Origin of the sequence: Actinoplanes philippinensis (genome assembly GCF_900113015.1) — a bacterium.
Lineage (GTDB): Bacteria > Actinomycetota > Actinomycetes > Mycobacteriales > Micromonosporaceae > Actinoplanes > Actinoplanes philippinensis.
In genome coordinates, this window is sequence record NZ_FONV01000005.1 from 445,386 (window position 1) to 470,241 (window position 24,856).

Annotated in this window: 21 protein-coding genes; 8 read left to right on the forward strand and 13 right to left on the reverse strand. The window is 72.3% G+C overall.

The window, feature by feature from the left end:
• Positions 1-27 precede the first annotated feature (27 nt).
• Together BM290_RS15390 and BM290_RS15395 are read right to left on the reverse strand one after the other, a co-directional pair.
• Entirely contained in the window at positions 28-2,964 is a 2,937-nt protein-coding gene (locus tag BM290_RS15390; RefSeq protein WP_177319722.1) for an AfsR/SARP family transcriptional regulator, read from the reverse strand.
• A 64-nt stretch (positions 2,965-3,028) separates the two neighbouring features.
• Positions 3,029-4,063: a class I SAM-dependent methyltransferase gene (locus BM290_RS15395; RefSeq protein ID WP_093614415.1), complete on the reverse strand. Its 1,035-nt coding sequence runs from the start codon at positions 4,061-4,063 to the stop codon at positions 3,029-3,031.
• A gap of 82 nt (positions 4,064-4,145) precedes the next feature.
• On the opposite strand from BM290_RS15395, the gene BM290_RS15400 reads away from it, so the two are divergent.
• Positions 4,146-5,051, forward strand: a complete 906-nt coding sequence (locus BM290_RS15400) for an NADP-dependent oxidoreductase (protein WP_093614417.1) — start codon at positions 4,146-4,148, stop codon at positions 5,049-5,051.
• Here the strand turns inward: BM290_RS15400 and BM290_RS15405 are convergent.
• Positions 5,041-5,925 (reverse strand): TetR/AcrR family transcriptional regulator C-terminal domain-containing protein, encoded by an 885-nt coding sequence (locus tag BM290_RS15405; protein WP_093614419.1) that lies wholly within the window; start codon positions 5,923-5,925, stop codon positions 5,041-5,043. The two genes, BM290_RS15400 and BM290_RS15405, sit on opposite strands and share 11 nt — an antisense overlap.
• 102 nt (positions 5,926-6,027) lie before the next feature.
• On the opposite strand from BM290_RS15405, the gene BM290_RS15410 reads away from it, so the two are divergent.
• Complete coding sequence (locus tag BM290_RS15410) at positions 6,028-7,212, forward strand: FAD-dependent monooxygenase (protein WP_093614421.1); 1,185 nt, start codon at positions 6,028-6,030, stop codon at positions 7,210-7,212.
• Here BM290_RS15410 and BM290_RS15415 read toward each other — a convergent pair.
• Positions 7,200-9,434 carry a peptidoglycan recognition protein family protein gene (locus tag BM290_RS15415; protein ID WP_239143563.1) on the reverse strand — a complete coding sequence of 745 codons (2,235 nt, stop codon included), beginning with the start codon at positions 9,432-9,434 and terminating at the stop codon, positions 7,200-7,202. The two genes, BM290_RS15410 and BM290_RS15415, sit on opposite strands and share 13 nt — an antisense overlap.
• A 114-nt stretch (positions 9,435-9,548) precedes the next feature.
• A complete protein-coding gene (locus BM290_RS15420; protein WP_093614423.1) occupies positions 9,549-10,037 on the reverse strand; it encodes a TspO/MBR family protein in 489 nt (162 codons plus the stop codon).
• 86 nt (positions 10,038-10,123) lie between these two features.
• On the opposite strand from BM290_RS15420, the gene BM290_RS15425 reads away from it, so the two are divergent.
• Positions 10,124-10,921 carry an SDR family NAD(P)-dependent oxidoreductase gene (locus tag BM290_RS15425; protein WP_093614425.1) on the forward strand — a complete coding sequence of 266 codons (798 nt, stop codon included), beginning with the start codon at positions 10,124-10,126 and terminating at the stop codon, positions 10,919-10,921.
• Here the strand turns inward: BM290_RS15425 and BM290_RS15430 are convergent.
• A complete protein-coding gene (locus tag BM290_RS15430) occupies positions 10,903-12,591 on the reverse strand; it encodes a glycoside hydrolase family 13 protein (RefSeq protein WP_093614427.1) in 1,689 nt (562 codons plus the stop codon). The two genes, BM290_RS15425 and BM290_RS15430, sit on opposite strands and share 19 nt — an antisense overlap.
• An 82-nt stretch (positions 12,592-12,673) precedes the next feature.
• On the opposite strand from BM290_RS15430, the gene BM290_RS15435 reads away from it, so the two are divergent.
• The 4 genes from BM290_RS15435 (at position 12,674) to BM290_RS15450 (ending at position 17,552) form a co-directional block, all read left to right on the forward strand.
• Positions 12,674-13,675: a glycosyltransferase family 4 protein gene (locus tag BM290_RS15435; protein WP_093614429.1), complete on the forward strand. Its 1,002-nt coding sequence runs from the start codon at positions 12,674-12,676 to the stop codon at positions 13,673-13,675.
• A 159-nt stretch (positions 13,676-13,834) separates the two neighbouring features.
• On the forward strand, positions 13,835-14,989 hold the full coding sequence (locus tag BM290_RS15440; RefSeq protein WP_093614431.1) for a glycosyltransferase: 1,155 nt from the start codon (positions 13,835-13,837) through the stop codon (positions 14,987-14,989).
• A 2-nt stretch (positions 14,990-14,991) separates the two neighbouring features.
• Positions 14,992-16,074, forward strand: a complete 1,083-nt coding sequence (locus BM290_RS15445) for a glycosyltransferase (RefSeq protein ID WP_093614433.1) — start codon at positions 14,992-14,994, stop codon at positions 16,072-16,074.
• Positions 16,071-17,552: a glycoside hydrolase family 130 protein gene (locus tag BM290_RS15450; RefSeq protein ID WP_093614435.1), complete on the forward strand. Its 1,482-nt coding sequence runs from the start codon at positions 16,071-16,073 to the stop codon at positions 17,550-17,552. Before BM290_RS15445 ends, BM290_RS15450 begins: the two co-directional genes overlap by 4 nt.
• 94 nt (positions 17,553-17,646) lie before the next feature.
• Here the strand turns inward: BM290_RS15450 and BM290_RS15455 are convergent, their stop codons facing one another.
• Positions 17,647-18,471: a methyltransferase domain-containing protein gene (locus tag BM290_RS15455; protein WP_093614437.1), complete on the reverse strand. Its 825-nt coding sequence runs from the start codon at positions 18,469-18,471 to the stop codon at positions 17,647-17,649.
• A gap of 220 nt (positions 18,472-18,691) precedes the next feature.
• Between BM290_RS15455 and BM290_RS15460 the strand changes: the two genes are divergently transcribed.
• Complete coding sequence (locus tag BM290_RS15460) at positions 18,692-19,717, forward strand: Gfo/Idh/MocA family protein (RefSeq protein WP_093614439.1); 1,026 nt, start codon at positions 18,692-18,694, stop codon at positions 19,715-19,717.
• 203 nt (positions 19,718-19,920) lie between these two features.
• On the opposite strand, the gene BM290_RS15465 is transcribed toward BM290_RS15460, so the two are convergent.
• The 6 genes from BM290_RS15465 to BM290_RS48325 all read right to left on the reverse strand — a co-directional run bounded on the left by BM290_RS15465 (position 19,921) and on the right by BM290_RS48325 (position 24,688).
• Positions 19,921-21,285 carry an amidohydrolase family protein gene (locus BM290_RS15465; RefSeq protein ID WP_239143564.1) on the reverse strand — a complete coding sequence of 455 codons (1,365 nt, stop codon included), beginning with the start codon at positions 21,283-21,285 and terminating at the stop codon, positions 19,921-19,923.
• Positions 21,282-22,514 carry a kynureninase gene (gene kynU, locus BM290_RS15470; RefSeq protein WP_307837940.1) on the reverse strand — a complete coding sequence of 411 codons (1,233 nt, stop codon included), beginning with the start codon at positions 22,512-22,514 and terminating at the stop codon, positions 21,282-21,284. Before kynU ends, BM290_RS15465 begins: the two co-directional genes overlap by 4 nt.
• Positions 22,511-23,362 carry a tryptophan 2,3-dioxygenase gene (gene kynA, locus BM290_RS15475; RefSeq protein ID WP_093614443.1) on the reverse strand — a complete coding sequence of 284 codons (852 nt, stop codon included), beginning with the start codon at positions 23,360-23,362 and terminating at the stop codon, positions 22,511-22,513. The genes kynU and kynA overlap by 4 nt, the downstream gene beginning before the upstream one ends.
• Before the next feature lie 27 nt (positions 23,363-23,389).
• On the reverse strand, positions 23,390-23,749 hold the full coding sequence (locus tag BM290_RS15480) for a YchJ family protein (RefSeq protein WP_425319637.1): 360 nt from the start codon (positions 23,747-23,749) through the stop codon (positions 23,390-23,392).
• A gap of 156 nt (positions 23,750-23,905) precedes the next feature.
• The gene (locus BM290_RS50650) at positions 23,906-24,436 is read right to left on the reverse strand and encodes a methyl-accepting chemotaxis protein (protein WP_093614447.1); all 531 of its coding nucleotides are present in this window, start codon (positions 24,434-24,436) and stop codon (positions 23,906-23,908) included.
• A 108-nt stretch (positions 24,437-24,544) separates the two neighbouring features.
• Positions 24,545-24,688 carry a hypothetical protein gene (locus BM290_RS48325; protein WP_177319723.1) on the reverse strand — a complete coding sequence of 48 codons (144 nt, stop codon included), beginning with the start codon at positions 24,686-24,688 and terminating at the stop codon, positions 24,545-24,547.
• Positions 24,689-24,856: the final 168 nt, after the last annotated feature.

Here is a 24,856-nt window from a genome sequence, read left to right on the forward strand (position 1 = left end):
TATCGACCCGCCCGGGGGAGCCACCCGTCAACCACACCCCCGGGCGAGCAGCACGTCGATGGCCCGGGCCGCCTCCTCCGTAACCCGGACGGGTCCCAGCAGCTCACCGCGCTTGCGCAAGGCCGTCACCCGGTCCGGCCCCAGCCGTTCGGCCACCGCCGCCCGGGCGCGCCGCAGCCGGGCCGCCTCCGCCGGGTACACCGCGGCCGGCGGCAGCGCCCCGTCCAGCAGCGCCGCCGTCTCGTCCGCGCCGACCCGGGCCAGCAGCACCAGCAGGTTACGCAGAGCAGCCGCGTGCAGGGTGTCGTTGCCGGCCCGCCGCCACAGCCGCAGCACCTCCCGGAACTCGGCGAGCGCCGGCCCCGGATCGCCGTGCCGGCTGCGCACCGCCACCGCCGCCGTCCCGGCCGCCGCCCGGAACAGCCGATCGTCCACCGGCGCCGCCAGCTCCACCGCCTCGGCCAGCAACGCCAGCGCCCGGTCCGGGTCGATGTCGCCCAGCGCCTCGCCCAGCCCGTACCGCGCCTCCGCCCGGGCGCTCGGATTGCCCGTCCCGTCGGCCAGCGCCACCGCCTCGCCGGCCACCACCGTCGCCTCCGCCACCCGCCCCGACCAGGCCAGCACCAGCGCCTCCCCGACCAGGCCGGACACCCGGTGCACCGGATCGCCACCCATCGCCCGGTAGTGCCGCAGCGCCGTCCCGGCCTCACAGGCCACCAGCGCCACGTCACCGAGGACCTCGTGCGCGGCCGCACCCGGCGGATCCGCCCGGCTGGCCAGCTCACGGGCCTCCCGCAGGTCACCGCGGCCCCAGGCGTGTGTGGCCGCGGCGGCCAGCGCGTCCGGATGCGGTGGACCGTCGAGGGCGGCCCGGCCCCAGGCCAGCACCTCGTACTGCTGGCAGCGGTAGCCGTACCGGTACACGGCGGCGGCCAGCCGGACCCGGGTCTCCGGCGTGCCGCGCGCGAACGCCAGCCGCAGATCGGGCAGCAGGGCGTCGAACTCCCGTACCGCGGCCGCCTGGTCCGGGCCGTGCATCCGCCGGTCGAGATCTCCGGCGGCGGCGGCCATCATCTCGGCGTGCCGCGCCTCGGTCACCGCCCGATCGAGTCCGGCTCCCTCCGCGGCGTACGCCCGGACGGTCTCCAGCAGCCGAAACCGTCCCGGCCCGTCCCGAACCACCAGCGACCGATCCACCAGCCCGGCCAGCAGCGCCGCAACCCGAGCCCGCGGCAGATCTGCCTCGCCCCCGTCCCGGGCTCCGGCTCCGGCTTCCGCTGCGGTGACGGCTTCGTCTCCGGCTCCGGCGAGGGCTCCGGCTGCGACTTCGGCCGCGGTGACGGCTTCGGTCGCGGTGACGGCTTCGGCAGCGGTGACGGCTTCGGCAGCGGTGACGGTGAATGTTCCGGCGAAGACGGCGAGTCTTCGCAGCAGGCGGGCCGACGGCTCGTCGAGCAGGCCGAACGACCACGCCACGACGGCACGCAGCGTCCGGTGCCGGGGGTCGCCGTCCCGCGGGCCGCGGTTCAGCAGTTCGAGCCGGTCGTCGAGCCGGGCATGCAGCTCCGCCACACCGAGCGCCGCCGCCTGGGTCGCCGCCAGCTCGATCGCCAGCGGCAGCAGGTCGAGGCGTTCCACGATCTCGTCGACCAGCGCCGACGGTGGCGCACCGGCCCGTTCACAGAACAGCCGCCGGGCCGCGGCCGCACCCAACGGAGCCAGTCGCAGAATCTGCTCGCCGTCCACCCGGAGGCTCTCCTGACTGGTCACCACCAGACGGGCGGCACGCAGCGCCTCCGCCAGGCGGGCCGCCGTGCCGAGAACGTGCTCGCAGTTGTCCAGCACCACGATCCGATGCCGGGCGGCCGCCGCGGCGATCACCGTGAACGGATCATCCGCCGGTGCGACCCGCGCGCCCACTCCGACGGCCAGCGCCTCGGTCAGGTCCTCCTCGCGTACCCCGGCGGCATCCACCCACACGACACCGGTGGCGGCCCGCACGGTCTCCGCCACCAGCCGGGTCTTCCCCACCCCACCGGGCCCGACGACGCTGACCAGGGCCGGCCCGTCCCCGGCGAGCAGCGCGGCAAGCTCCTGCTGCTCCTCAGCACGACCGAGGAACGACGAGAACCGCAGCGGTACGCCCGAACCCCGGCCGGTCGTGGAAGCCGCCCCCACCCCCACGGCCGGATCCTCACTCCCGAACGGTCCGGACGCCGGCGCTGTGTCGGGACCCGCGACCGGCACCCCCGCCGGGGGCCGGGCGCCGGCGGAGGGTGGGGTGGTGGCCCGGAGGATGGTCAGCTGGGTTCGGCGTACACGTGGGGAGGGGTCCAGGCCCAGGCGGTCGATGACCGCGTCGGAATGCCGGCGCAACACCTCCAGTGCGTCCCCCCGGCGGCCGGTCGCCGCCAGCGCGGCGGCGAGGGCGACAGCGCCGTCCTCCCAGCAGGGGTCCGCGTCGGCCACCGCCTGCAGTGAGGCCGCCGCCTCGGCGGCGTCCAGCGAGACGGCGTGCCGGACGAGCAGCGTGCGGTGGAGCGTGACCAGCCGGGCGGCGATGCCCCGGAACGGCTCACCCGCGAACTCCGGAAGTGGATCACCCCGCCACAACGCCATCGCCTCGGGAACACGCGGACCGGCCGCGGGGCGGGTCAGGTCCTCGAAGTGGAGGGCGTCCACGTGGGAGCGGGGCAGGCCGAGGCGGTAGCCGGCGGGGCCGAGGGTGATCAGGGCCGGGGTGGGGAGCCGGGAGCGGAGGCGGGCCACGTGGGATTGGAGGGTGTTGCGGGCCGACGGCGGCGGGGACTCCGGCCAGACGGCGTCGGTCAGGGCGGACACCGGGACGGGACGGCCGGCGTGCAGGGCGAGGAGGGCGAGGATGACGCGCTGGGACGCGCCGGCCGGGTGGATCGGCCCGTTCTCGCCGTCCACCTCGAAAGGACCCAGCACCCGCACCAGCACGATCCGACGGTAGAGCCGGTCCCCGGGGCGGCCGCAACCCGGAATCGGGGACCGGACAGAGCGGTCAGCGGAGGCGGTAGAAGCGCCAGAAGTCGTTCTCGATGTCGAGGACCTCGGACGTGGGGTATCCGGCGTCACGGGCCCAGCCGAGCAGGGTCGGCGCGCGGAGCACGGTGCCGTTGGCGACGACCGGGTTCTCGGCGCGGGTGGCGGGCAGGCAGTGCAGGACGCTGAACGCGTACTGGAGGCGCTCGATCTCGCCGGCCGGGGCGGTGAACTCGTCGGACACCCGCTCGTCGGCGATGAGCACGCTGCCGCCGCCGGTGAGCAGCTCACGGGCGTTGCGGAGCACCCCTACCGGGTCGCCCATGTCGTGCAGCGCCTCGAAGACGGTGATCAGGTCGTAGGTTCCGCCGGCGGCGGCCGCGTCGCCGACGGTGAAAGAGACCCGGTCGGCGACTCCGGCGGCGGCCGCCGCCCGGCGCGCCTCGGTGATCGAGTCCTCGTCGAGGTCGACGCCGCGGACGGTGATCGCCGGGTAGGCGCGGGCCATCGCCACCGAGGAATGGCCCATGCCGCAGCCGAGGTCGAGGACGGCCGCACCGGGCTGGGCACGCAGCCGCCGGTCGACCTCCGGCACGGCGGGCAGCCATTCGCCGGTGAGCTGGTGGGTGAACAGGGGCCGGTTGAAACCGGCGATGCCGTGCCGGATGTGCCGGTATTCGGCGTAAGGCACGCCGGCCCCGGTCCGGAACGCGTCGATCACCGCCGGGGTGAGCAGCGCCGCACCCAGGGCGAACTCGGCTGCCGCGCCCGCGTAGGCCGCGTTGTCCTCGTCGAGCAGCACCTCGGCGGCGCCGGGTTCGAGCGCGAACGAGCCGGCGCCGGCGGTGAGGAACCCCGCGGCGGCCTGTTGCTCCAGCCATTCCCGGGCGTACCGTTCGTCGATGCCGGCGGCCTTGGCCAGCCCGGCCGGGTCGTGCGGGCCGGTCCGCAGCGCCGCGTAGAGCCCCAGCTCGCGGCCGAGCTGGACGGTGAGGAGTTCAGCGGCGCCGATGAGCGCGCCGAAGAGCCGTTCGGCGAGGTCCTGAGATGTCATGCGACGAGACTGCGCCGTGCCGGGTGCAGAGCGCGTGCAGAACGCTTGACCTCAACCTTCATTCAGCTTGCAGACTGCGGCCATGAGAGCTGCTGTCTTCGATGAGTACGGGCCGCCCGGGGTGCTCCGGATCGCGGAGCTGCCGGATCCGGCGCCGGGTCCGGGCGAGGTGCTGGTCCGGGTACGGGCGGCCGGTGTCCAGCCGTTCGACGTGGCGGTCCGGCGCGGCACGATGCCGTGGGTGCGGGCGGTGTTCCCGCAGCAGATCGGGCAGGAGTACGCCGGGGTCGTCGAAGCCGTCGGCGAGGGTGTGGACGGCCTGGCGCCGGGCGACGCGGTTCTCGGTTCGACGATGCTGAACGCGGTGGCCGAGCTGCTGACCGTCCCGGCCGGGAACGTGGTCGCCAAGCCGGAAAGCCTCGGTTTCGCGACCGCGGCGGGTCTGGTCGCGGCCTCGCAGACGGCGAGCGGCGCTCTGCTCGAGCTGGGCGTGACCGCCGAAGACGTGCTGCTCGTGCACGCCGGGGCGGGCAGTGTCGGCACTGTCGCGACCCAGCTGGCGCGGCTCGCGGGGGCGACCGTGATCGGCACCGCGAGCGTGGGCAATCACGATCACCTCCGGGAGCTGGGGGCGGTGGCTGTCCCGTACGGCGCGGGATTGATCGAAGCGGTGACCGCCACCGGCCTGAAGCCGACCGTCTCCCTCGACGCCGCCGGTGGTGAGGCGATCGCGCAGTCGATCGCCCTGGGGATCGCGCCGCAGCGGGTCGGCACGATCGTCGACGACCGGGCGGCGGCCGAGCACGGCGCCTCGGTGGTCCGGGCGGGCCGCTCACCGGCCCGGCTGGCCGAGGTGATCGCGCTGGCCGCGGCGGGGAAGGTGGTGATGCCGGTGCGCGCCTACCCGTTCGAGGAGGTGGTGGCGGCGCACACGGCGGTCGAGTCCCGGCACGGCCGCGGCAAGGTGGTCGTGACGATCAGCGGTTGATCCACACGGCGAGCCCGTCGAGGAAGCGGGCCAGCCCGAACTCGAAGAGCACCTGCAGGTCGAACTCGAAGTCGAGATCACCCTGGAACAACTGCTCGTAGTGCGGCGCGGGATGGCGGGCGGCGAACGCGGCGAAGGCTCCGGCCTGACCGTCCATCCACTGCTCGTCGGTGAGCCCGGTGTCCCGGACCGCCTGCGCCTCGGGCTCCAGGCCGCTCGCCACCCCGCGCACGAAACTGAAGAGGAGCACCTGCACGAGCAGCCGGTCGGCGACGCCGAGCCCGGTGGGGTCGAGCGCGCCCATCATCCATTCGCCGAGGCGCAGCGCGTTCGGGGCGGGCTGCGGGCGGGTCATCGACATCGACGGGCCGAGCCACGGGTGCCGCTGGAAGACCGCCCACAGCGCGCGGGCGCACCGGTCCAGGTCGGCCCGCCAGTCGCCGGAGTATCGCGGTGGCACCCGCAGCTCGCCGAGCGCCGCGTCGATCATGGCGAGGATCAGGTCGTCGCGGCTCGGCACGTGCCGGTACAGGGACATGGTCGCCACGTCCAGCCCGGCGGCGATCCGGCGCATCGACAGCTCGGCGAGACCGTCCCGGCCGGCGATGGCGACGGCCTCGGCGACGATCCGGTCGCGGGTCAGGTCGGTGTCGCGGGGCGGCGCCGGGCCGGCCACCACGGTGCCGACACCCGGGCGGGCCACGGTCAGGCCGGCCTCGCGCAGCGCCGCGTGGGCCTTCGTGGCGGTGGCGATGGCGACACCCCACTCGGCGGTGATGGCGCGGGCCGACGGCACCCGGTCACCGGGCCGCAGCTCGCCGGTCTCGATGCGGCGGCGGATGTCGGCGACGATCCGGCGGTACGGGGCGTCCACGGTAGTACACCTGCCTCTCCGTACTAGTGCGGTTCGCTTCTCGGCGCCGCTGGCCCTAGCGTCTAGTACATCGATGTACAGAGTACGCAAGGAGGCGGGAACATGCGGGTTCTGATTTCCGGTGCCGGGATCGCCGGGCCGGCGCTGGCGTTCTGGCTGCACCGGGCGGGCGCCGACGTGACGGTGGTGGAGCGGGCGGCGGCGCCCCGGCCGGGTGGGCACGCGGTGGACGTGCGCGGGGTGGCTCGTACCGTCGTGGAACGGATGGGCATGCGCGAGCGGATCCGGGCTCAGCAGGTCGACGAGCGGGGATTCGCCGTGGTGAGCGCCTCCGGGCGGCGGCTCGCCGAGGTGCCGGCCACCGCGTTCGGCGGCGAGGGCATCGTCGCCGAGATCGAGATCGCCCGCGGTGACCTGGCCCGGATCCTGCTCGACGCGACGGCCGGCGTCGACTACCGGTTCGGCGACCGGATCACCGCGATCGACGACCGCACGGTGACGTTCGCGAGCGGGGGCGCCGAGCGGTTCGACGTGATCGTCGGCGCCGACGGCGTGCACTCCAGCACCCGGCGGCTGGTGTTCGGCCCGGACGAGCGGTTCGTGCGTTACCTCGGCGGCTACACGTCGTACTTCACCGTCCCCGACCCCGGCGACCTCGACCACTGGCTGCTGATGTACTCGGCGACCGGCGGGCGGGGCGCCTACCTGCGGCCGGAGAACGGCGGCACGGCCAAGGCGTCGCTGTCGTTCCTGCACCCGTCGCCCGAGTTCGACAGGCTGCCCCGCGCCGAGGCGGAACGGCTGATCGCCGCGAAGCTCGCCGGAGCCGGATGGCGGGTCCCGGAGCTGATCGCCGCGATGTCCGCCGCGCCCGACTTCTACTTCGACTCGCTCAACCAGGTGCGGGTGGACAGATGGTGGCGCGGCCGGGTGGCGCTGATCGGCGACGCCGGTTACTGCGGGTCACCGCTGGCCGGTCTGGGCACCAGCATGAGCCTGGTCGGCGCCTACGTTCTCGCCGGCGAGCTGGCCGGGGCCACCGAGCCGGAGCAGGCGTTCGCGGCCTACCAGCGGGCGATGGCCGACTACGTGGAGAGTGGGCTGCACCTGCCGCCGGGCGGGATGCGGATGGCCGCGCCGCGATCCCGCGCCATGATCGGGCTGCGGGTCCTCGCCGTCCGCATGATGACCCGCTGGCCGTCGAAGCAGCTCGGCGAGAAGCAGTTCAGCAAGGCCGACGCGATCACTCTCCGCGACTATCCGGTTTTCGCGGCTCAGCGCAGGTAGACCAGGCCGTCCAGGACCACCGAGGGCCGTCCCGTGCTGCCCTCCGCCTGCACGCGGACGGTGTGCGTGGCCGAGCCGCGCCACGACCGCGTCCACACCGCCTGCCCGTGACGCTCGTTCGCCGACCGCAGGTCCACGATGCCCTGGAACTCCCCGTCGACGTAGATCCGCACCCGTCCCGAAGCGGCTGTCCGGCTCGCCACCACCGCGGCCGAGCTGCCGGCGAAAGTCCAGGTCAGCGACGCGCCGCCGGTCGATCCGGCGACGGCTTCGCCGCCGAGATACCCCTGGTCACGCACTGTCCGCCAGGTTCCGGTCCGGGTCGCCTCGGCCTCCGTCAACAACACGGGGGTACGGGTGACCGCCGTGCTCGCCGAGTTCCCGGCCCGGTCGGTGGCCGTGACCGCCCAGGTCGACGGATCACCCAGCCGGGCCGTGCCGGCGAGCCGCCGGGTGCCGCCGGACAGGTTCTCCGAGACCGCGCCACGCACGCGTACCGACTTCAGGCCCGACGTGTCGGTGGCCGCCCAGCCGAGCCGCACCGGCGCCGACACACCGACGGCGCCCTCCCGCAACGCCACCAGCGGGGTCTCGCCGAACTCCGGCGCCACCGGGTCGACCACCACCTCCGCAGCGGCCGTCGCGACCTTCCCCGACAGGTGCACGGCCTTGACGGTGACCTTGTGTTCCCCCGGCTCCAGCCGCACCGCGGCCTGCCGGTGCCCTTTCGGCGCCGCCGCCGACAACCGGCCGTCGACGAGCACCTCGAAGCGGTCCAGCATCCGGGTCGGCGTCGTCAGATCCCACGCCGGGCCGGCCGGACCCTTCGTGTAGTACTTGCCGTCGTACACCGCGGCGCCGTTGACCCCGCGCATCCGCAACCCGGCCGGGGCCGCGCCCGCCGCCGCCCGGATCGCGGTGAGCTGCCCGTAGAGAGCATCTCCCGGGCATTCGGTGCGGCCCGTGTCGCGGTGCCCGGAGATCCGGTTCAGCAGCGCCGTCCGCCCGGCCGGGAAACGGTCGCTGCCCCCGGAGACCAGACCCACCTTGCCGAGCGGCGGATTGCTCCAGGCCCCCAGCTTGTACGCCGCCAGTTGCGCCACCGACGCGCGGGCCGCCGCCGGAATCGGCGCCGACCGGTAGTCGCCGATCACCGCGACGGCGCTGGCGTTCGCGTTGAACCCGAGCGTGTGCGCCCCCAGCACGGAGCGGTGCACGCCGCCGGCGCGCCCCTCGAAGATCCGTCCGCACTTGTCGACCAGGAAGTTGTAACCGATGTCGTTCCAGCCTTTGCTCTTGACGTGGAACCGCTCGATCCCCCGCACGATGCTCGCCGACTCCGCACAGTCGTAGCCGTTCCCGGACGCGGTGTGATGCACGAACACGATGTGCACCGCCCCGGTGTACATCGGCGGCTCCTTCACGATCGCCTCGTCGGCGCCCCAGCCGGCCCGGGTCACCAGCCGCGGAACGGGCCTGACCGGCAGCACCACGGGCTCGTCGGCGGCCTCGCCCGGGTTGTCGCTCCCCTGCCCGCCGGTCGGCGGCCTCCCGTTCCGTCCGGTGTCGTCGCGCCCCGCCACCGTGGTCGTTTCGCCGCCTCGTGCCGCCGGGGCCGTCTCGTGGCTCTCCGCTGCCGGCGCCATCTTCACCGGCTGGTCCGGCTCCGGGGCGTCCGGGTTGATCAGGTCGACGCGGAGACCGGCCGGCAGGGCGGCGCCGCCGGTGGCGATCATCCGGGCCTGCACCCCGTCGGACGGGCCCACCCACAGTGGGTCGCTGCTGCCGCGAACTCCCGGGCCGCCGTCCGAGGCGTCCGGATTGTCGGTCTCCAGGAGCCGCCAGGAGGACCACGTGCCGGTGCCGAGCCGTCTGGTCCGTACCTCGATGGCGCCCTTCGGCTCGGAATCCGGATCGGCCCAGGTGACCCCGACCAGGCTGAACGGCGCGGTCGTCCGCCGCGCCAGTTCGGCGGTCCGCGGCACGGCGACCTCACGGGCGGACCCGGCGGCGCGCGGCGCCGTCCCGGATCGGGCCGAGACCAGGCGCACCCCGGATTCCGCCAGGTCGAAGGTCTGCAGGACCGGCTCGGTTCGCGCCCTCCCGGCGGTGTCGCCCTGCGCCCGCACGACGACGTCCGCTCCGGCGATCGCGACGGCGATCGCGGGTGTGGCGGCCACCAGGGCGGCGGCGAGACGGGCGGTGGTCCGGATACGGCGCATGAGAACTCCCCCGGCCACCGGCATAACGGGGTCATTTCGGATGTACCGGCGACCACAAGACACCCTGCCGGTTACCGGCGGGACAGGTGGGGAGTTCTGTGAAAAAAGTTCAGATCATTGGTTCATCAGCCAGATCGCGGAGTTCAGAGCGGTGGCGAAGGTGACCCAGGCCCAGTACGGCAGCAGCAGGCCCGCCGCGACGCGGGAGACCGGCCGGAACTTCCACACCGTGACACCGATCAGGACCCAGAGAACCACGATGTCGGCGAGCGCAAGCCCGTATTGCCCGAATCCGAAGAAGATGGGCGTCCAGATCGCGTTCAGCACCAGCTGAGCGGCATACCAGTTGAGCGCCGGCGACCACCCGGTACGCCGCCACACCAGCCACCCACTGACCGCGATCATCACGTAGAGCACGGTCCAGACCGGCCCGAACACCGCTGACGGCGGTGCCCACGAGGGCTGGTCCAACCCTCGGTACTCATCGGCCGTCCCGGCCACCCCGAGCCCGCCGAGCAGCGCGGCCACCGCCACCGCCGCCCCGAACCCGGCCAGCCCCCACCAGGGCGACATCCGGTGCCCACGCATCACATGACTCGTCATGCGCTCCCCATACCCCGGATCGCCCGCCGTTACCGGCAAGGGGTGGTCACGGGTGCGGACGGACCGCGGCGGCATAGCGTGACATCATGGCCGTCGACTTCCGTAACCAGACCACCCTGATCACCGGGGCCAGCTCCGGGTTCGGCACTCTCTTCGCCCGCCGCCTGGCGGCCCGCGGTTCGGACCTGGTGCTCGTCGCCCGGCGCACCGACCGGCTGGAGGCGCTCGCCGCCGAGTTGCCCGGCGTCACGGTCACCACGATCGGCATGGACCTGGCGCAGCCCGGCGCGGGCGCGAAGCTGGCCGCCGCGGTGGCCGAGCGCGGTCTCACCGTGACCAGCCTGATCAACAACGCCGGGTTCGGCACGCACGGGCTCTTCCACGAGGCGGACCCACAGCGGATCACCGACGAGATCACGCTCAACGTGACGACGCTGACCGAGATCACCCGGGCCTTCATCGAGCCGCTCCGGGCGCACGGCCGAGGGGTGCTCGTCAATGTGGCCAGCATCGCCGCTTACCAGCCGGGGCCGACGCTCGCGGTCTACGCGGCGACGAAGGCGTATGTCCTCAGTTTCACCGAGGCGCTGCGGGCCGAGTCGCGGGGCACCGGGCTCACCGTGATGACGCTGTCGCCGGGCCCCACCGAGACCGAGTTCTTCGACGTGGCCGGCCAGGGCGCCGACGGCGGGACCGCGCGGATGCGCCCGGAGACCGTCGTCGACCTGGCCATCAAGGCCCTGGACCGGCGCAACACGCCGCCCAGCCTGATCACCGGCGCCCGTAATCGGATGATGATGGGCGTCAGCCGGCTGGCCGGGCGGCGGATCACGCTGGCCGCGCTCGGCGTGATGATGAGCCGGGGTCAGACCGAGCGGCGGTAGATCACCGCCTGCCAGGGCGCGAGCGTCAGGTCCTTCGGCGCCTCGTCCAGGTTGGTGAGCACCAGCTCGGCGCCGTCCCACCCGTCGATCGGGGCGTGCGCCTCCACTCCGGAGAAGTTGCCGATCACCAGGAGCTCGGTGCCGCCGAGGCGGCGGGTGAAGGCGTAGAGGCGCTCGTCGTCGGGCAGCAGCATGGTGAAGTCGCCGCCGGCGACCGCGGGCTCGGTTTTCCGCAGCTCGATGAGCCGGCGGTAGTAGTGGAAGACCGAGTCCGGATCGGCGCGCTGCGCCTTCGCGTTGATCTCCCGGTGGTTCGGGTTGACCGGCAGCCAGGGCGTGCCGGTGGTGAAACCGCCGTTCGGCGAGTCGTCCCACTGCATCGGGGTGCGGGCGTTGTCACGGCCGCGGGCCCGCAGGACCGTCAAGACCTCTTCCGGGGTACGCCCTTCGAGCTCGACCGCCTGCCGGTACTGCCCGAGCGCCTCGATGTCACGGAAGTCACCGATGCCGCCGAACGGGTAGTTGGTCATGCCGAGCTCTTCGCCCTGGTACACGTAGGGCGTGCCGCGGTGCAGGTGCAGGACGGTGCCGAGCATCTTCGCCGAGGCCACCCGGTGGGCGGGGCTGTCGTCGCCGTATCGGGAGACGACCCGCGGCTGATCGTGGTTGTTCCAGTAGAGGCTGTTCCACCCGGCCTCGGCGAGCCCCGCCTGCCAGCGGCCGAGGATCGCCTTGAGCTGGGTGAGCTGCAGCGGGAGAAGCCGCCACGGGTCGGGCCCGCGGTCCACCCAGACGTGGTCGAACTGGAAGACCATGTCGACCTCGTGCCGGTCCGGGTCGGTGTGCAGGATCGCCTCGTCGACGGTGACGCCGGGCATCTCGCCGACGGTCAGCAGCCCGTCGCGTCCCTCGAAGACCTCCCGGTGCATCTCCTGGAGGAACTCGTGCAGGCGCGGGCCGCCGATGAACGCGGCCGAGCCGTCGGCGTACGCGGATCCGGCGTTGAGCCGCCCGTCCGGCAGGGAGACGTCCTTGGAGATCATGTTGATGACGTCCATCCGGAAGCCGTCCACGCCGCGGTCCAGCCACCAGCGCATCATGTCGTAGACGGCCTGCCGGACCGCCGGGTTCTCCCAGTTGAGGTCGGGCTGCTTCCGCGAGAACAGGTGCAGGTAGTACTCGCCGGTCTTCTCGTCGAACTCCCAGGACGAGCCGCCGAAGACCGAGCCCCAGTTGGTCGGCTCGGCGCCGGGGGCGCCCGGTTGCATGCCGTCGCGGGCCGGCCGCCACCAGTACCAGTCCCGTTTCGGGCTGTCCTTGGACGAGCGGCTCTCGACGAACCACGGGTGCTCGTCGGAGCTGTGGTTGACCACCAGGTCCATGATGATCTTCATGCCCCGGGCGTGGGCGCCGGAGAGCAGCTCGTCGAAGGTCGCGAGGTCACCGAAGAGCGGCTCGATGTCCTGGTAGTCGCTGATGTCGTAGCCGTTGTCGTCCTGCGGCGAGGGGTAGACCGGGGACAGCCAGAGCACGTCGACACCCAGCTCGGCCAGGTGGTCGAGGTGGGCGATGATGCCGCGCAGGTCGCCCATGCCGTCGCCGTCGGAGTCCGCGAAGCTACGCGGGTAGATCTGGTAGACGACCGACTTCTTCCACCACGAATCCGTCATTCGTCTTCTCTAACACGAGAACGCGCCGCTCACCGGCGATGCATACTGACCACGTGGTTATGGGCGAAAGATCTGGTTTGTCATGAAGGTTGCCTTGCTGGGGCCGATCGCCTGGCGTACGCCTCCCCTGCACTACGGGCCATGGGAGCTGATCACGAGCCTGCTCGCCGAGGGGCTGGTGGCCCGCGGCGTCGACGTGACGCTCTTCGCCACCCTCGACTCGGTCACCAAGGGCACGCTGGACGGCGTGGTCCCGGCCGGGTACGAGGAGAGCGACGAGATCGACGGCCGGGTCTGGGAGGCCATCCACGTCAGCCATGCGCTGGAGCGGTCCGGCGAGTTCGACCTGATCCACAATCACCTGGACTGGCTGCCGCTGGCGTTCTCGGCGCACTGCCGCACCACGATGCTGACCACCGTGCACGGTTTCTCCGGGCGCAACATCCTTCCGGCGTACCGGCGGGCGCGGTCGCACTTCGTGTCGATCTCGGACAGCGACCGCTCCCCCGACCTGGACTACCTGGCCACCGTGCACCACGGGGTGGATCTGGCCGGGCTGCCGTTCCACGCCGACGGCGGCGACGACCTGATCCTGTTCGGCCGGATCCACCCGGACAAGGGCACCGACATCGCGATCGACATCGCGCGGCGGGCCGGCCGGCGGCTGGTGATGTGCGGGATCGTGCAGGACCGGGAGTACTTCGCCGAGCGCGTGGAGCCCCTGATCGACGGTGAGCGGGTCGTCTATCTCGGATCGGTCGGACCGGACGAGCGGGGCGCCGTTCTCGGATCGGGGGCGGCGCTGTTGCACCCGATCCGGTTCGCCGAGCCGTTCGGGCTCTCCGTCGTGGAGTCCATGGCGTGCGGCACCCCCGTCATCGCGTACCGGAAAGGCTCCATGCCCGAGGTTGTCGACGAGGGTGTCACCGGGCGCCTGGTCGACTCGGCCGACGAGGCCGTTGCCGCAGTGCAAGGGATCGCGGAGATCGACCGGGCGGCCTGCTCCGCCCGCGCCCGGGAACGCTTCTCGGCGGAACGGATGGTCGACGAGTACCTGGCGATTTACCGAAAAATCATCAGTTGATTAGCTAGATCTTGTTAACGTCGCAATGTGAATTGCGCGTTAAACGGGTCAATTTTCCTGGACCATGTTTGCGCCGCTCACCCGCGGTGTACGGCACCGTGCCCGCGTGCTGAGTCCGTGCTGCGGGTAGGCAGCCCGGCCGAGGAGAAAGGCCCAGTCATGCCCGCGACATACGGGTTTTTGAGCACTTATCCCCCCACTCAATGCGGTTTGGCGACATTCAATGCGGCTCTCGCCACACATCTCACCGGCGGCGCCGGCGGATCAGGAGTGGTACGGCTGCTCGCCGGCGACAACACCAGTGGCGGGATCGCGCTCGACCGGGCCGCGCCGCGGGTCGTGCACACGTGGCACACCGACCGCCCCGGCGGCTGGGTCGCCGCCGCCACCGCGCTGAACCGTTTCGACGCCGCGATCATCCAGCACGAGTACGGCATCTACCCCGGTGACGCCGGCGCCGAGGTGCTGCCGGTCCTGCGGGCGCTGCGGATCCCGTCCATCGTGGTGCTGCACACCGTCCTCACGCACCCCGACAAGCTGCAGCGTGCCGTCCTGGAACAGATCGCCGTGGCCGCCGACGCCGTGGTGACCATGACCGACACCGCCCGCAAGCGGCTCACCAGCCACTACGACGTCGATCCCCGCAAGATAACGGTGATCCCGCACGGCGCCGCCAGCCACAACGGCACCCCGCGTGAGGGCCACGACCGGCCGCACCTGCTCACCTGGGGGCTGCTCGGGCCGGGCAAGGGCATCGAGTGGGCGCTGCGGTCGCTGGCGTTCCTCGGCGACGTGGAGCCGCGGCCGGTCTACACCGTCGCCGGGCGTACCCATCCCAAAGTGCTCGAACAGCAGGGCGACGTCTACCGGGACTCGCTCAAGGCGCTCGCCGCCGAGCTGGGCGTCGCCGACTGCGTGCGATGGTCGGACGTCTACCTCGAACCGGCCGAGCTGTCCCGGCTGATCCGGTCGGCGGACGCGGTGGTGCTGCCGTACGACTCCACCGAACAGGTCACCTCCGGGGTGCTGATCGAGGCGGTCGCCGCCGGGGTCCCGGTGGTCGCGACCGAGTTCCCGCACGCGGTGGAGCTGCTCGCGGACGGGCCGGGTCTGCTCGTACCCCATCAGGATCCGGAGGCGATGGCGATCGCCATCCGGCACGTGCTCGCCGAGCCGGGCCTCCCCGGCCGTCTCGCCGGCCTGGCCGGCGGCCCCACCCTGCGCTGGCCCGCGGTCGCCGCCCGGTACCAGTCGCTGACCGCCCGACTGATCGCCGACCGCCGGCCGCTCGCGGCCGCGACGATCTCCGCCTAGGCATGGCACAGACCCTGCGGCTGATCCCGCCGCCCGTCCAGTTGCGTGACCTTCCCGAACCCCGCTGGGACCAGGTGCTCCGGCTCTCCGACGACACCGGGCTGCTCGAGCACGCCCGCAACGCGATCGCCCGGCGCGAGCACGGCTACTGCGTCGACGACGTGTCCCGCGGCCTGCTCGTCGCCGCCCGCGAACCCCGCCCGCGGCCCGAGCTGGTCCGGCAGTCCGAGCGTTATCTCGCGTTCCTCACCCACGCGCAGGGGCCGGACGGCGCCTTCCGCAACCGGATGAGCTACGAGCGCCGGTGGACCGACGAGCCGTCGCTCGGCGACTGGTGGGGCCGGGCCATGTGGGGCCTCGGCACGGCCGCCGCCCGCGGCCCGTCCGGATGGATCCGGCGGGAGTCGGCGAACGCGTTCCGGCAGGGCCTGCGATGCCGGTCGGCCTGGCCGCGGGCGATGGCCTTCGCCGGGCTGGGCGCCGCCGAGTTGCTGCGCGCCGGGCCGTACGACCCGGCGGTCGCGGAACTGCTCGGCGACGCCGCCACCGCGATCGGGACACCCGGCGCCGACCCGGAGTGGGTGTGGCCGGAGCCCGAGCTGACCTACGCCAACCCGTCGGTCGCCGAGGTGGTGATCGCCGCCGGGGACCTGCTCGGCGACGAGGGCCTGCTCACCGACGGGCTCCGGATGCTGTCGTGGCTCTGCCGCACACAGGAGCAGAACGGGCACCTGTCCACGGTCCCGGTCGGCGGCTGGCGGCCCGGTCAGCCCCGGCACCGCTTCGACCAGCAGCCGATCGAGGCGGCGGCCACCGCGGACGCCTGCGCCACGGCCGCCGCGGTCACCGGCGACGAGCACTGGGACGCTCCGCTCTTCCAGGCGATCACCTGGTTCTTCGGAGACAACGACACCGGAACGGTGATGTACGACCCTGAGACTGGCGGATGTTATGACGGATTGACGGCCAATGGTCCTAATCTGAACCAAGGAGCCGAATCCACCCTCGCGCTCGTCTCGACGCTGCAGCATGCGCGCACGCTGGCGAGCCGGAGCGCGACCCGACCCTCAGGCGGCCTAGCGTGACAGCAACGGTGAACACCACCGACATCACCCGTCACAACATCACCATGGCGCCGGACGGCCGGCGCGTCGTGATCAAACTGTTCGTCCCCGGTGAGGACGCGCACGCCATCCACAACCGCGCGTCCAGCCTGATCGAGCGGATCCTGCAACTCGACGAGAGCGACATCAACACGCTGCTCGACGACGTGCTCAACCGCTTCGCCGGGCGCCACCACGACATCCTCGCCGTCTTCCAGCACCACTACCAGGTCGTACAGCACCGCGTGCCCAACGAGATCGAGCTGTCCCCGGCCGCGCGGACGCTGATCGGCGCGTACTTCAGCCACGAGTTCTCGGTCGAGGCCGCCGCGCTCTGCAACCCGTCGATGGTCCCGCACCCCGACCAGAGCGAACTGCTCCCGGGCGAGATGCGGGTGGCGATCAGCCTGCGCCAGATCGGCGAGGGGCACATCTCGTCGATCGGGTTCTGCAGCGCCATCCTCGGGCCCGGCGCGGCGATCCGGATGGAGGAACGCGACGGCCCGCTCATGATCGGTCAGCGGGTCGGCGCCAAACACATGCGGCACCAGCTGTGCGCGGCGCTCATCGAGGAGGACATCGACAACGAGGCTTCGGCGTACGTGGTGTCGGCGCTGCCGGAGCGCTATGACGACCACGAGTTCGAGGAGGTGCTCAGCCACCTGCCGCCCGAGCTGCTGGCCCGGCCCACCACGCCCACCGCGCTGGAGGCGATCCGGCGCATCGTCGGCGCCGACTACGCGGTCACGTTCCCGGCCACCATCCCGATGCACCAGCGGGTGCTGTGGCCGTCCACGCCGACCGAGTCCCGCGGCATGGAGGACGCCCGCTTCGTGCAGGTGCTCGACCCGGACGGGCGGATGGCGTACCAGGCCACCTACACGGCGTACGACGGCTTCAACATCGCCGGGCGGGTGATCTTCACGCGGGATCTGCGGCACTTCGAGGTCACCACTCTGCACGGGCCGGCCGCGCGCAACAAGGGCATGGCCATGTTCCCGCGGTACATCAACGGCAAGAAGTACGCGCTGTGCCGGTCCGACGGCGAGACCCTCGGCCTCAGCGTGCGCGACGAACAGCACCGCTGGCAGCACGTCGGGCCGATCCTGGTGCCGCACCGGGGCTGGGACCTCATCCAGGTCGGCAACTGCGGCTCACCGATCGAGACCGAGGCCGGGTGGCTGGTGCTCACCCACGGTGTCGGGCCGATGCGCCGCTACGCCATCGGCGCCATGCTCCTCGACCTGGACGACCCGTCCCGGGTGATCGCCGACCTGCCACAGGGCCTGATCGATCCGGACGAGATCGAGCGCGAGGGGTACGTGCCGAACGTGCTCTACTCGTGCGGCGGGCTCGTGCACGACGGGCGGTTCTGGCTGCCGTACGCCTCCAGCGACGTCCGGATCAGCTTCGCCAGCATGCCACTCGACCGCCTGCTGCACCGTATGCAGCCGGTGTAGCGCCGCGACCCCGCCGGCGGGGTCGCGGATCGGGGCCGGCCGCTTCGCCGGCATGCCGCTGGACCGCCCGTGACGCCGCCGCCCCACCGGTAGGTCAGGGTTTGGTGCCGGCCGCCACCCAGATGGTGAGCACGGCCAGGAAGGTGCCGCTCTGCCCGGCCGCGTCGACGCAGGCCAGCCACTCCTCGCGCAGGCCGGGCGGGGTCGCCCAGGCGGCCTCGGGCACCCGCGGGTTGACCATCGGCAGGATCACGGCGGCCGAGGCCGGGGTGGTGAACAGGCACGTCACCGGAGCCGTGACCACGTCACGCAGCCCGGCCGCGACAAGCCGGCGCCGCAGCGTACGCCCCATGTCGAACTGCCTCGGCGTGAAGTGCCCGTTGACGTGCGCCATCACCACCGCGCCGAGGCCGCCCGGCATCCCGTCGAAGGCCAGCGAACCCCAGTCGGTGTCGACCAGGCAGATCCGCCCGCCCGGCCGGGTCACCCGGAGCAGCTCGCCGATCGTCGCGTCGGCGTCGTCGACGTGCTGCAGCACCCGCTCGCACCACACCCCGTCGACATGCCCGGCCGGCAGGTCGAGCGCCGCCACGTCAGCGGTCAGATAGCGCACGTTGCTGCCGTCGTGCCGGGCGACCGCGTCCGCCGTCACCGCCGACGAGTGGTCCACCGCCAGCACCTCACCCCGGCCGCCCACCCGGGCGGCCAGCAGACGGGCCACCTCACCGTTGCCGGAGCCGGCGTCGAGCAGCCGCTGACCGGTCACCGCGCCCAGCATGTCGAAGGCGACCCGGCGCACCCGCTGGATCTCCGGATGCCGGCCCATCTCGGTGAGGGCGTCCAGCACGATTTCCGACATCTGGCCCGAGAGGCCGTCGATGTCGGAAAAGGGCGTCCGGTCCTTCTGCGCGGGTTCCATCCCGCAATTGTTCATCCCGGGCGCCCCGATCGGCCGTCGCCGTCATCCATCCGACAGGCGCGGTACCTGCTCTTTCGCTAGATCACCCGGCGGATGTGCGCGATACGCACACGTTTCGGTCGCAAAATCAAGCCGTACGCTCAGTGATGTCTTGCGCATCACAGGTCACCAGGGAAATCAGTGGCAACAGGCCGGCAACCGATGTGTAAAACTTCCGGGCATGATCGAACGGGTGAAGTTCGGGCTGGTCGGCTATGGCACCGGCGGCCGGGTGTTCCATGCGCCGCTGATCGCGTCCGCGGCAAACATCGAGTTCACCGGCGTGGTGACCACGTCACCGGAGCGCCGCGCCCAGGTCGCCGAGCAACTGCCCGGCGTCGGGACGTATGACTCGATCGCCGCGCTGGCCGCCGACGGCGTGCAGGCCGTCGCCATCTCGACGCCCGCCGCCACCCACGCCGCCCTCGCGATCGAGGCCATCGAGGCCGGCCTCGCCGTCGTCGTCGACAAGCCGTTCGCGCTCGACGCCGACGCCGCCCGCAAGCTCGTCACCACGGCCGAGGAGGCCGGGGTGCTGCTCACCGTCTACCAGAACCGCCGGTGGGACTCGGACCTGCTGACCGTCCGCAAACTGATCGAGAACGGCTCGCTCGGCGAGGTCCGGCGCTTCGAGTCCCGGATGGAGCGCTGGGCGCCGGAGCGGCTCCCCGGCGCCGCCGGCGGCGGCACCCTCCTCGACTTCGGCTCCCACCTAGTCGACCAGGCGCTGCAGCTGCACGGCCCCGCCGACCGGGTGTATGCGGAGGTCCACGGCCCCGACGGCGGCCTCGACGACGACTTCTTCGTGGCCCTGCACCACACCGGCGGCGTCGAGTCGCACCTGTGGGGCTCCTGGCGCCAGGCCGGCCCGGGCCCCCGTTTCCGGGTCACCGGCACCGCCGGCACCTACATCTCCCCCGAGCTCGACTACCAGGAGACCCTGCTCAAGGCCGGCAAGTCCCCGGCCCGCCTCGGCGACCGCTGGGGCGTCGAGCCGGAGCACCGCTGGGGCCACCTGTTCCGCGGCGCCACCGGCGCCCCCGTGGAGAGCTGCCGCGGCCGCTGGGACACCTTCTACCCGGCGGTGGCCGCCGCCGTCCTCGGCGAGGGTTCCCTCCCGGTCGACCCGTGGGACTCGGTCCGAGCCATGGAAATCCTGGACGCAGCCCGCCACAGCGCCACCACCGGAACCACTGTCACCCTCTGACCACCACCCGGCGCGATGGGTCGGGCCTGTTCAGCACTCGACTCACCGCCCCGACCGGCGCCCCGTGCGGGTCGGTCACGCCCGCCGCCACGGTCAGCTGCCGTGCCGGCGGGAGTCCCGTGCGGGTCGGTCACGCCCGTCGCCACGGTCAGCTGCCGTGCCGGCGGGAGTCCCGTGCGGGTCGGTCACGCTCGTCGCCACGGTCAGCTGCTGTGCAGGCGGGAGTCCGCGTCGAGGACACGGGCCGTGGCCAGGGCGTCCGCGAATCGTTCCGGATCCGGGTCGAGGCCGCCCGGCAGCCAGGAGACCGTGGAACTGCCGGATTCGGTCATGGCGGTCAACACCCCGTCGGGTGTCAGGCCGGCCGACTGCAGCAGGCGGATCTCCCGGACGTTGATGCCGGCCGGGAGGGGGCCGTTGCCCAGGTCGGTGCCGTACCGGACGGTTCCGCCGGCTCCGATGAAGCGCCGCAGGTTGTCGACGGCGACCTCGCGGTCCGGGTCGTCCGGCCGGCCCCAGCCGTGGATGTCCAGCGTGCTGATCCAGCGCATGCGTTGCGCGCAGGCCTGCAGCAACGAGTCGTCGATCCGTTCCGTCCACGGCGTGTGTGCCAGCACGTCGGCCCCGGCGGAACAGGCCGCCGCCACCGTCCCCGGCCCCTCGGCGTGCACGACGACCGGAAGCTCGGACGCGTGCGCCGCCGCCACCACAGCCGACAGCACCGGAAGCTCCAGTTGCGGGCCGCCGGCATGCGCGGTCACCTTGATCAGGGTCGCGCCGGCGGCCGACGCCTCGGCCACCGCGGCGCCCGCGTCGGCCACCGTGACGATCTCCCGCCAACTGCCGGCCGGCGCCCAGGCGCGATCGCTCGGATAACCGCCTGGCGCGATCAGGAACGGTCCCGCATATCTGACCCGTGGCAGCGCCGAACCGGCTTCCCGCGCCTGCTCGGCAAGCTCGGCGACTCTCGCCGGGACCCCGCCGAGATCCCAGACCTCAGCGATGCCTCCGGCCCGGACCGTGCCCAGATCGACGAGTGCCGAATGCACGTGCGCATCGACCAGCCCCGGCAGCAGCGTCCCCGCGAACCGGCGGGTGTCCTCGCCGCCGGGCGCCAGCTCCGCCGGGACCGGTTTGACCAGTCCGTTCGGCGCCACCCGCAGGGCGACGCCCGTCCGAAGGCGCCCGCCCCACCAGACCGACTCCGCCACCAGCCACTGCACCCGCCCACCCGGCGCGGCTGAACCCGGCCCAGCAGGGACAAGCCCGGAGGCGGCAGGGCCGGCGGAGGGCGAACCGGCGGGCACCGGGGCCGGAGGATCCGGCTGGGCCGGGACTGCCGGGGCGGGCGACGGTGGCGCGGGGAACGTGGTTTCCTCGGCGACCGACGGTGGCGCGGGAAACGTGGTTTCCTCGGCGACCGTCACCGTGGGACGCGGCCCGGACGACCGTTTGAAGGCCGCCAGGGCACACCCCGCGCCACCCTCGGCGCCACCACAGCAGGCCGCCGCCGGGGACGACGGGGTCTCGCACACGTCCGGCGACGCGGACGACGGATCCGTGCTCACCGGCCGCTCTTCTCCAGCAGCTCCCGCAGGACCGTCAGCCCCTGACAGACCTCCGCGAAGCTGGTGCTCAACGGCGCCGGCCCGATCCGCAGACCGTCCGGCCGGCGGTAGTCGGGGATCACCCCGGTGTCCCACAGCGGCTCCAGGAACTCCTTGAACCCGTCGCGCCGCAGCGTCACGTGCCCGCCCCGCTGCGACGGCTCCCGCGGGCCGGCGACGACCACCCCGTGCGGCGCGAGCCACTCGTCGGCGGAATCCAGCACATAGCCGGTGAGCAGCAGCGACTTGGCGCGCACGGCCTCGATCCCGGCCGACTCCAGCATGTCCAGGTTCGCCTGGAGGGGGACCATCGCCAGGATCGGCGGCGTCCCGCTCAGCAGCGCCCGGATCCCGGTGGCCGCCTCATACCCGGGGCCCATCTCGAAGGCCGCCCGATGCCCCATCCACCCCTGGATCGGCTGTCGCAGCTCGCCCTGCAGCTCCTGCCGCAGATAGGCGAACGCCGGCGCGCCGGGCCCGCCGTTCAGATATTTGTAGGTGCACCCGACCGCCAGGTCGACGCCCCACTCGTCCAGCTCGACCGGCACCGAGCCCGCGGAGTGGCACAGGTCCCACATGGCGAGGGCTCCCGCGGCGTGCGCGACCCGGTTGATCGCGGCGATGTCGGCGAGCCACCCCGACCGGTACGCGACGTGGCTGAACAGCACCAGCGCCGTGTCGTCGTCGACCACGCCGGCCACCTGCTCCGGGGTGATTCCGGCTGCCGGGTCGGTCTCGATCCACACCAGGCGCAGCCCGCGCTCGGCGGCGATGCCCTCCACCACATACCGATCGGTGGGGAAGTTGTCGGTGTCGAGCACGACGCTGCGGCGGCCCGGCCGCGCGTCCACCGCGGCCCGCGCCAGCTTGTAGATGAGCACGGTCGTCGAGTCGGCGATCACGGTCTGCCCGGGCGCCGCGCCGAGCGCCACCGAGCCGAGCCGGTCGCCGAGGGTGAGCGGCCACTCCAGCCAGCCCTCGTCCCAGCCACGGATCAGCCGGCCGCCCCACTGCTCACGAATGAACTCGTCGACGAGCCGGGCGGTGGCCTCCAGCGGACGGCCCAGCGAGTTGCCGTCGAGGTAGGAGAGCAGCTCGGCCGGGGGCGGGGTGATGAACTGCGCCCGGAACGCCGCGAGGGGATCGGCCGCGTCCAGGGCGGCGGCGCGGGCGGGCAGGTCATCGATCAACGGGGCACCCCGATCTCGGTCCGGACGGCATACAGCTCGGGGAAGAATGTCAGATCGAGCGCCGCCCGCAGGAAGCCGACCCCGCTGGAACCACCGGTCCCCCGTTTGAAGCCGATGGTCCGCTCCACCGTCTTGAGGTGCCGGAACCGCCACAACTGGAAGTTCTCCTCCAGGTCGACCAGTTCCTCACAGGCCTCGTAGACGTCCCAGTTCTGCTCCGCCTTCTCGTAGATCTCCTGGAAGACCGGCACCAGGTCGGGGTGGTACTCATACGCCTCGGTGACGTCACGTTGCAGGATCCCGGCCGGGACCGGATGCCCGCGCCGTGCCAGGAAGTGCAGGAACTCGTCGTAGACGCTGGGTGTGGCCAGGGTGTCCTCGAGCAGTGCCCGCGCGCCGGGCTGGTCGTCGAAGATCTGCAGCATGCCGCGGTTCTTGTTGCCGAGCAGGAACTCGATCGCCCGGTACTGGTACGACTGGAAGCCCGACGACGTCCCGAGGAACGATCGGAATTCCGCATACTCCGTCGGGGTCAGGGTGGCCAGCACCGACCACTGCTCGGTCAGGGTGCGCTGGATGTGCTTGACCCGGGCCAGGCCCTTGAGAGCGGGCCGCAGCTCGTCCTTCGCCAGGTGCTCCTGCACGGCGCGCAGCTCGTGGACCATCAGTTTCAGCCACAGCTCGGACGTCTGGTGCTGCACGATGAACAGCAACTCGTCGTGGTGCTCCGGCACGCTCACCGGGTGCTGCGCGCCCAGGATGTCGTCCAGGCGCAGATATGCCCCGTACGACAAGTTGACCTTGAAGTCCCTGACGATGCCGTCCTCAAGCGGCCGCTCTGCCGACATGACGAACCCACCTCCCCTTCCAGCAGATCACAACGGCCCCCAGTACACCCAACGGCCGTCGTGCCGCACGAACCGGCTCTTCTCGGCCATCACGCCGGGACGGCCGCCATCGGTGAAGTGTGCCCGGAACTCGACGGTCCCCTCCGCGTCGAAGACGCCACCGCCGCTGTGCTCCAGCACCTCCAGGCGGGTCCAGCGCAGCGCCGGATCCGGCTCGACCGAGCCGGGCCGCGTCTCCGGATGCCAGGTGCGCAGCACATAGTCACTGTTGTCCAGCGCGAACGCGCTGAAACGCGAGCGCATCAACGCCTCCGGATCGGCCGCCGGCTTGCCGTCGTGCAGAAGACCACAGCAGTCCGGGTACGGACCACGCCCGCACGGGCACACGGAAGAGGCGGTCCGGGGCTTGGGGGATCTGCGAGCCATGGCGCCCAGTCTCCCCCACCGCGGCGACCGCCCCGGAGGTTATCCACATTCGGAGTTCGTCCACAGGCCCGGAGCCGTCGCCGCGCTGTCCGCGGTACTCATGACGGCATGTCGTCCTCAGCCGGCCTGCTGCTCCACCACGATCCCGCTGATCACCTTCTGGCAGCGGTCCAGTTCCTCGATCAGCCCCTGCATCTCCTCGATCGCGGAGACCGCGTTCTGGGTGTCCGCCCGGATCCCGCCGACCTGGGTGCCGATCTCGCTGGTCGCGGTGGCCGTCTCGTTCGCCAGGTCCTTGACCTCGCTGGCCACGACGGCGAATCCCCGCCCCGCCTCGCCGGCCCGCGCCGCCTCGATCGTCGCGTTCAGGGCGAGCAGGTTCGTCTGCTTGGCGATCGTCGCGATCAGCTGGACCACCTTGCCGATCTCGGTGCTGCTGGCCTCCAGCCGCTGGATCACCTGGACCGCGGTCTCGGCCGCCCGCACCGCAGCCTCGGTGGCCGCCGCCATGTCGTTGCTGACGTTGGCCAGCCGGTGCACCGAGTCACGCTGCCGGTCCTGCGCCGACCAGTCGCTCTGGCCGCCTCCGGAGGACCAGTCCTGCTGCTCCGTGGACGACCAGCCGTCGTTCTGATCCCAGTCGGACATGGTGACAGCGACCCCTCTCTAACGGCCTCCGCAAAACATCCCATCCCGCTCACCGGCTGCGGAGCGTTTTCCGTGATCCCGCGGCACTTGAGCGATCCGGCCCTGGGGTCACACCAGACACGACCCGGCCCGGACGGCGGCTGCGACGGAGGCCAGGAGGAAGCCCACTCCGGCCCAGGTCGGCGCGGTGAAGACCGGCGCGGTGAAGGCCGGCGCGGTGAAGGCCGGCGCGGTGAAGACCGGCGCGGACAAGAGCGAGGGCAGAAGGGGGAGGTCTCCACGGGAGAGGGTAGGCGCGGGCGGGAGCGAGGCGGGAACCGGTTGAAAGCGCTGACGTGCCGTGCATCGCGGACAGCGACGGCTTAACCGCTTCACGCCCCGGAAGCAGCGACAGGCTGTGAAATAGAGTCGGCCGACAGA

Excerpts from the sequence above, each read along its gene's own strand:
- BM290_RS15395 (WP_093614415.1), bottom strand. The coding sequence starts at position 4,063 with ATGACATCTCAGGACCTCGCCGAACGGCTCTTCGGCGCGCTCATCGGC.
- BM290_RS15435 (WP_093614429.1), top strand. The coding sequence starts at position 12,674 with ATGAAGGTTGCCTTGCTGGGGCCGATCGCCTGGCGTACGCCTCCCCTG.
- BM290_RS15420 (WP_093614423.1), bottom strand. The coding sequence starts at position 10,037 with ATGACGAGTCATGTGATGCGTGGGCACCGGATGTCGCCCTGGTGGGGG.
- BM290_RS15425 (WP_093614425.1), top strand. The coding sequence starts at position 10,124 with ATGGCCGTCGACTTCCGTAACCAGACCACCCTGATCACCGGGGCCAGC.
- BM290_RS15415 (WP_239143563.1), bottom strand. The coding sequence starts at position 9,434 with ATGCGCCGTATCCGGACCACCGCCCGTCTCGCCGCCGCCCTGGTGGCC.
- BM290_RS15440 (WP_093614431.1), top strand. The coding sequence starts at position 13,835 with ATGCCCGCGACATACGGGTTTTTGAGCACTTATCCCCCCACTCAATGC.
- BM290_RS15460 (WP_093614439.1), top strand. The coding sequence starts at position 18,692 with ATGATCGAACGGGTGAAGTTCGGGCTGGTCGGCTATGGCACCGGCGGC.
- BM290_RS15445 (WP_093614433.1), top strand. The coding sequence starts at position 14,992 with ATGGCACAGACCCTGCGGCTGATCCCGCCGCCCGTCCAGTTGCGTGAC.
- BM290_RS15430 (WP_093614427.1), bottom strand. The coding sequence starts at position 12,591 with ATGACGGATTCGTGGTGGAAGAAGTCGGTCGTCTACCAGATCTACCCG.
- kynA (WP_093614443.1), bottom strand. The coding sequence starts at position 23,362 with ATGTCGGCAGAGCGGCCGCTTGAGGACGGCATCGTCAGGGACTTCAAG.
- BM290_RS15400 (WP_093614417.1), top strand. The coding sequence starts at position 4,146 with ATGAGAGCTGCTGTCTTCGATGAGTACGGGCCGCCCGGGGTGCTCCGG.
- BM290_RS15455 (WP_093614437.1), bottom strand. The coding sequence starts at position 18,471 with ATGGAACCCGCGCAGAAGGACCGGACGCCCTTTTCCGACATCGACGGC.
- BM290_RS50650 (WP_093614447.1), bottom strand. The coding sequence starts at position 24,436 with ATGTCCGACTGGGATCAGAACGACGGCTGGTCGTCCACGGAGCAGCAG.
- BM290_RS15410 (WP_093614421.1), top strand. The coding sequence starts at position 6,028 with ATGCGGGTTCTGATTTCCGGTGCCGGGATCGCCGGGCCGGCGCTGGCG.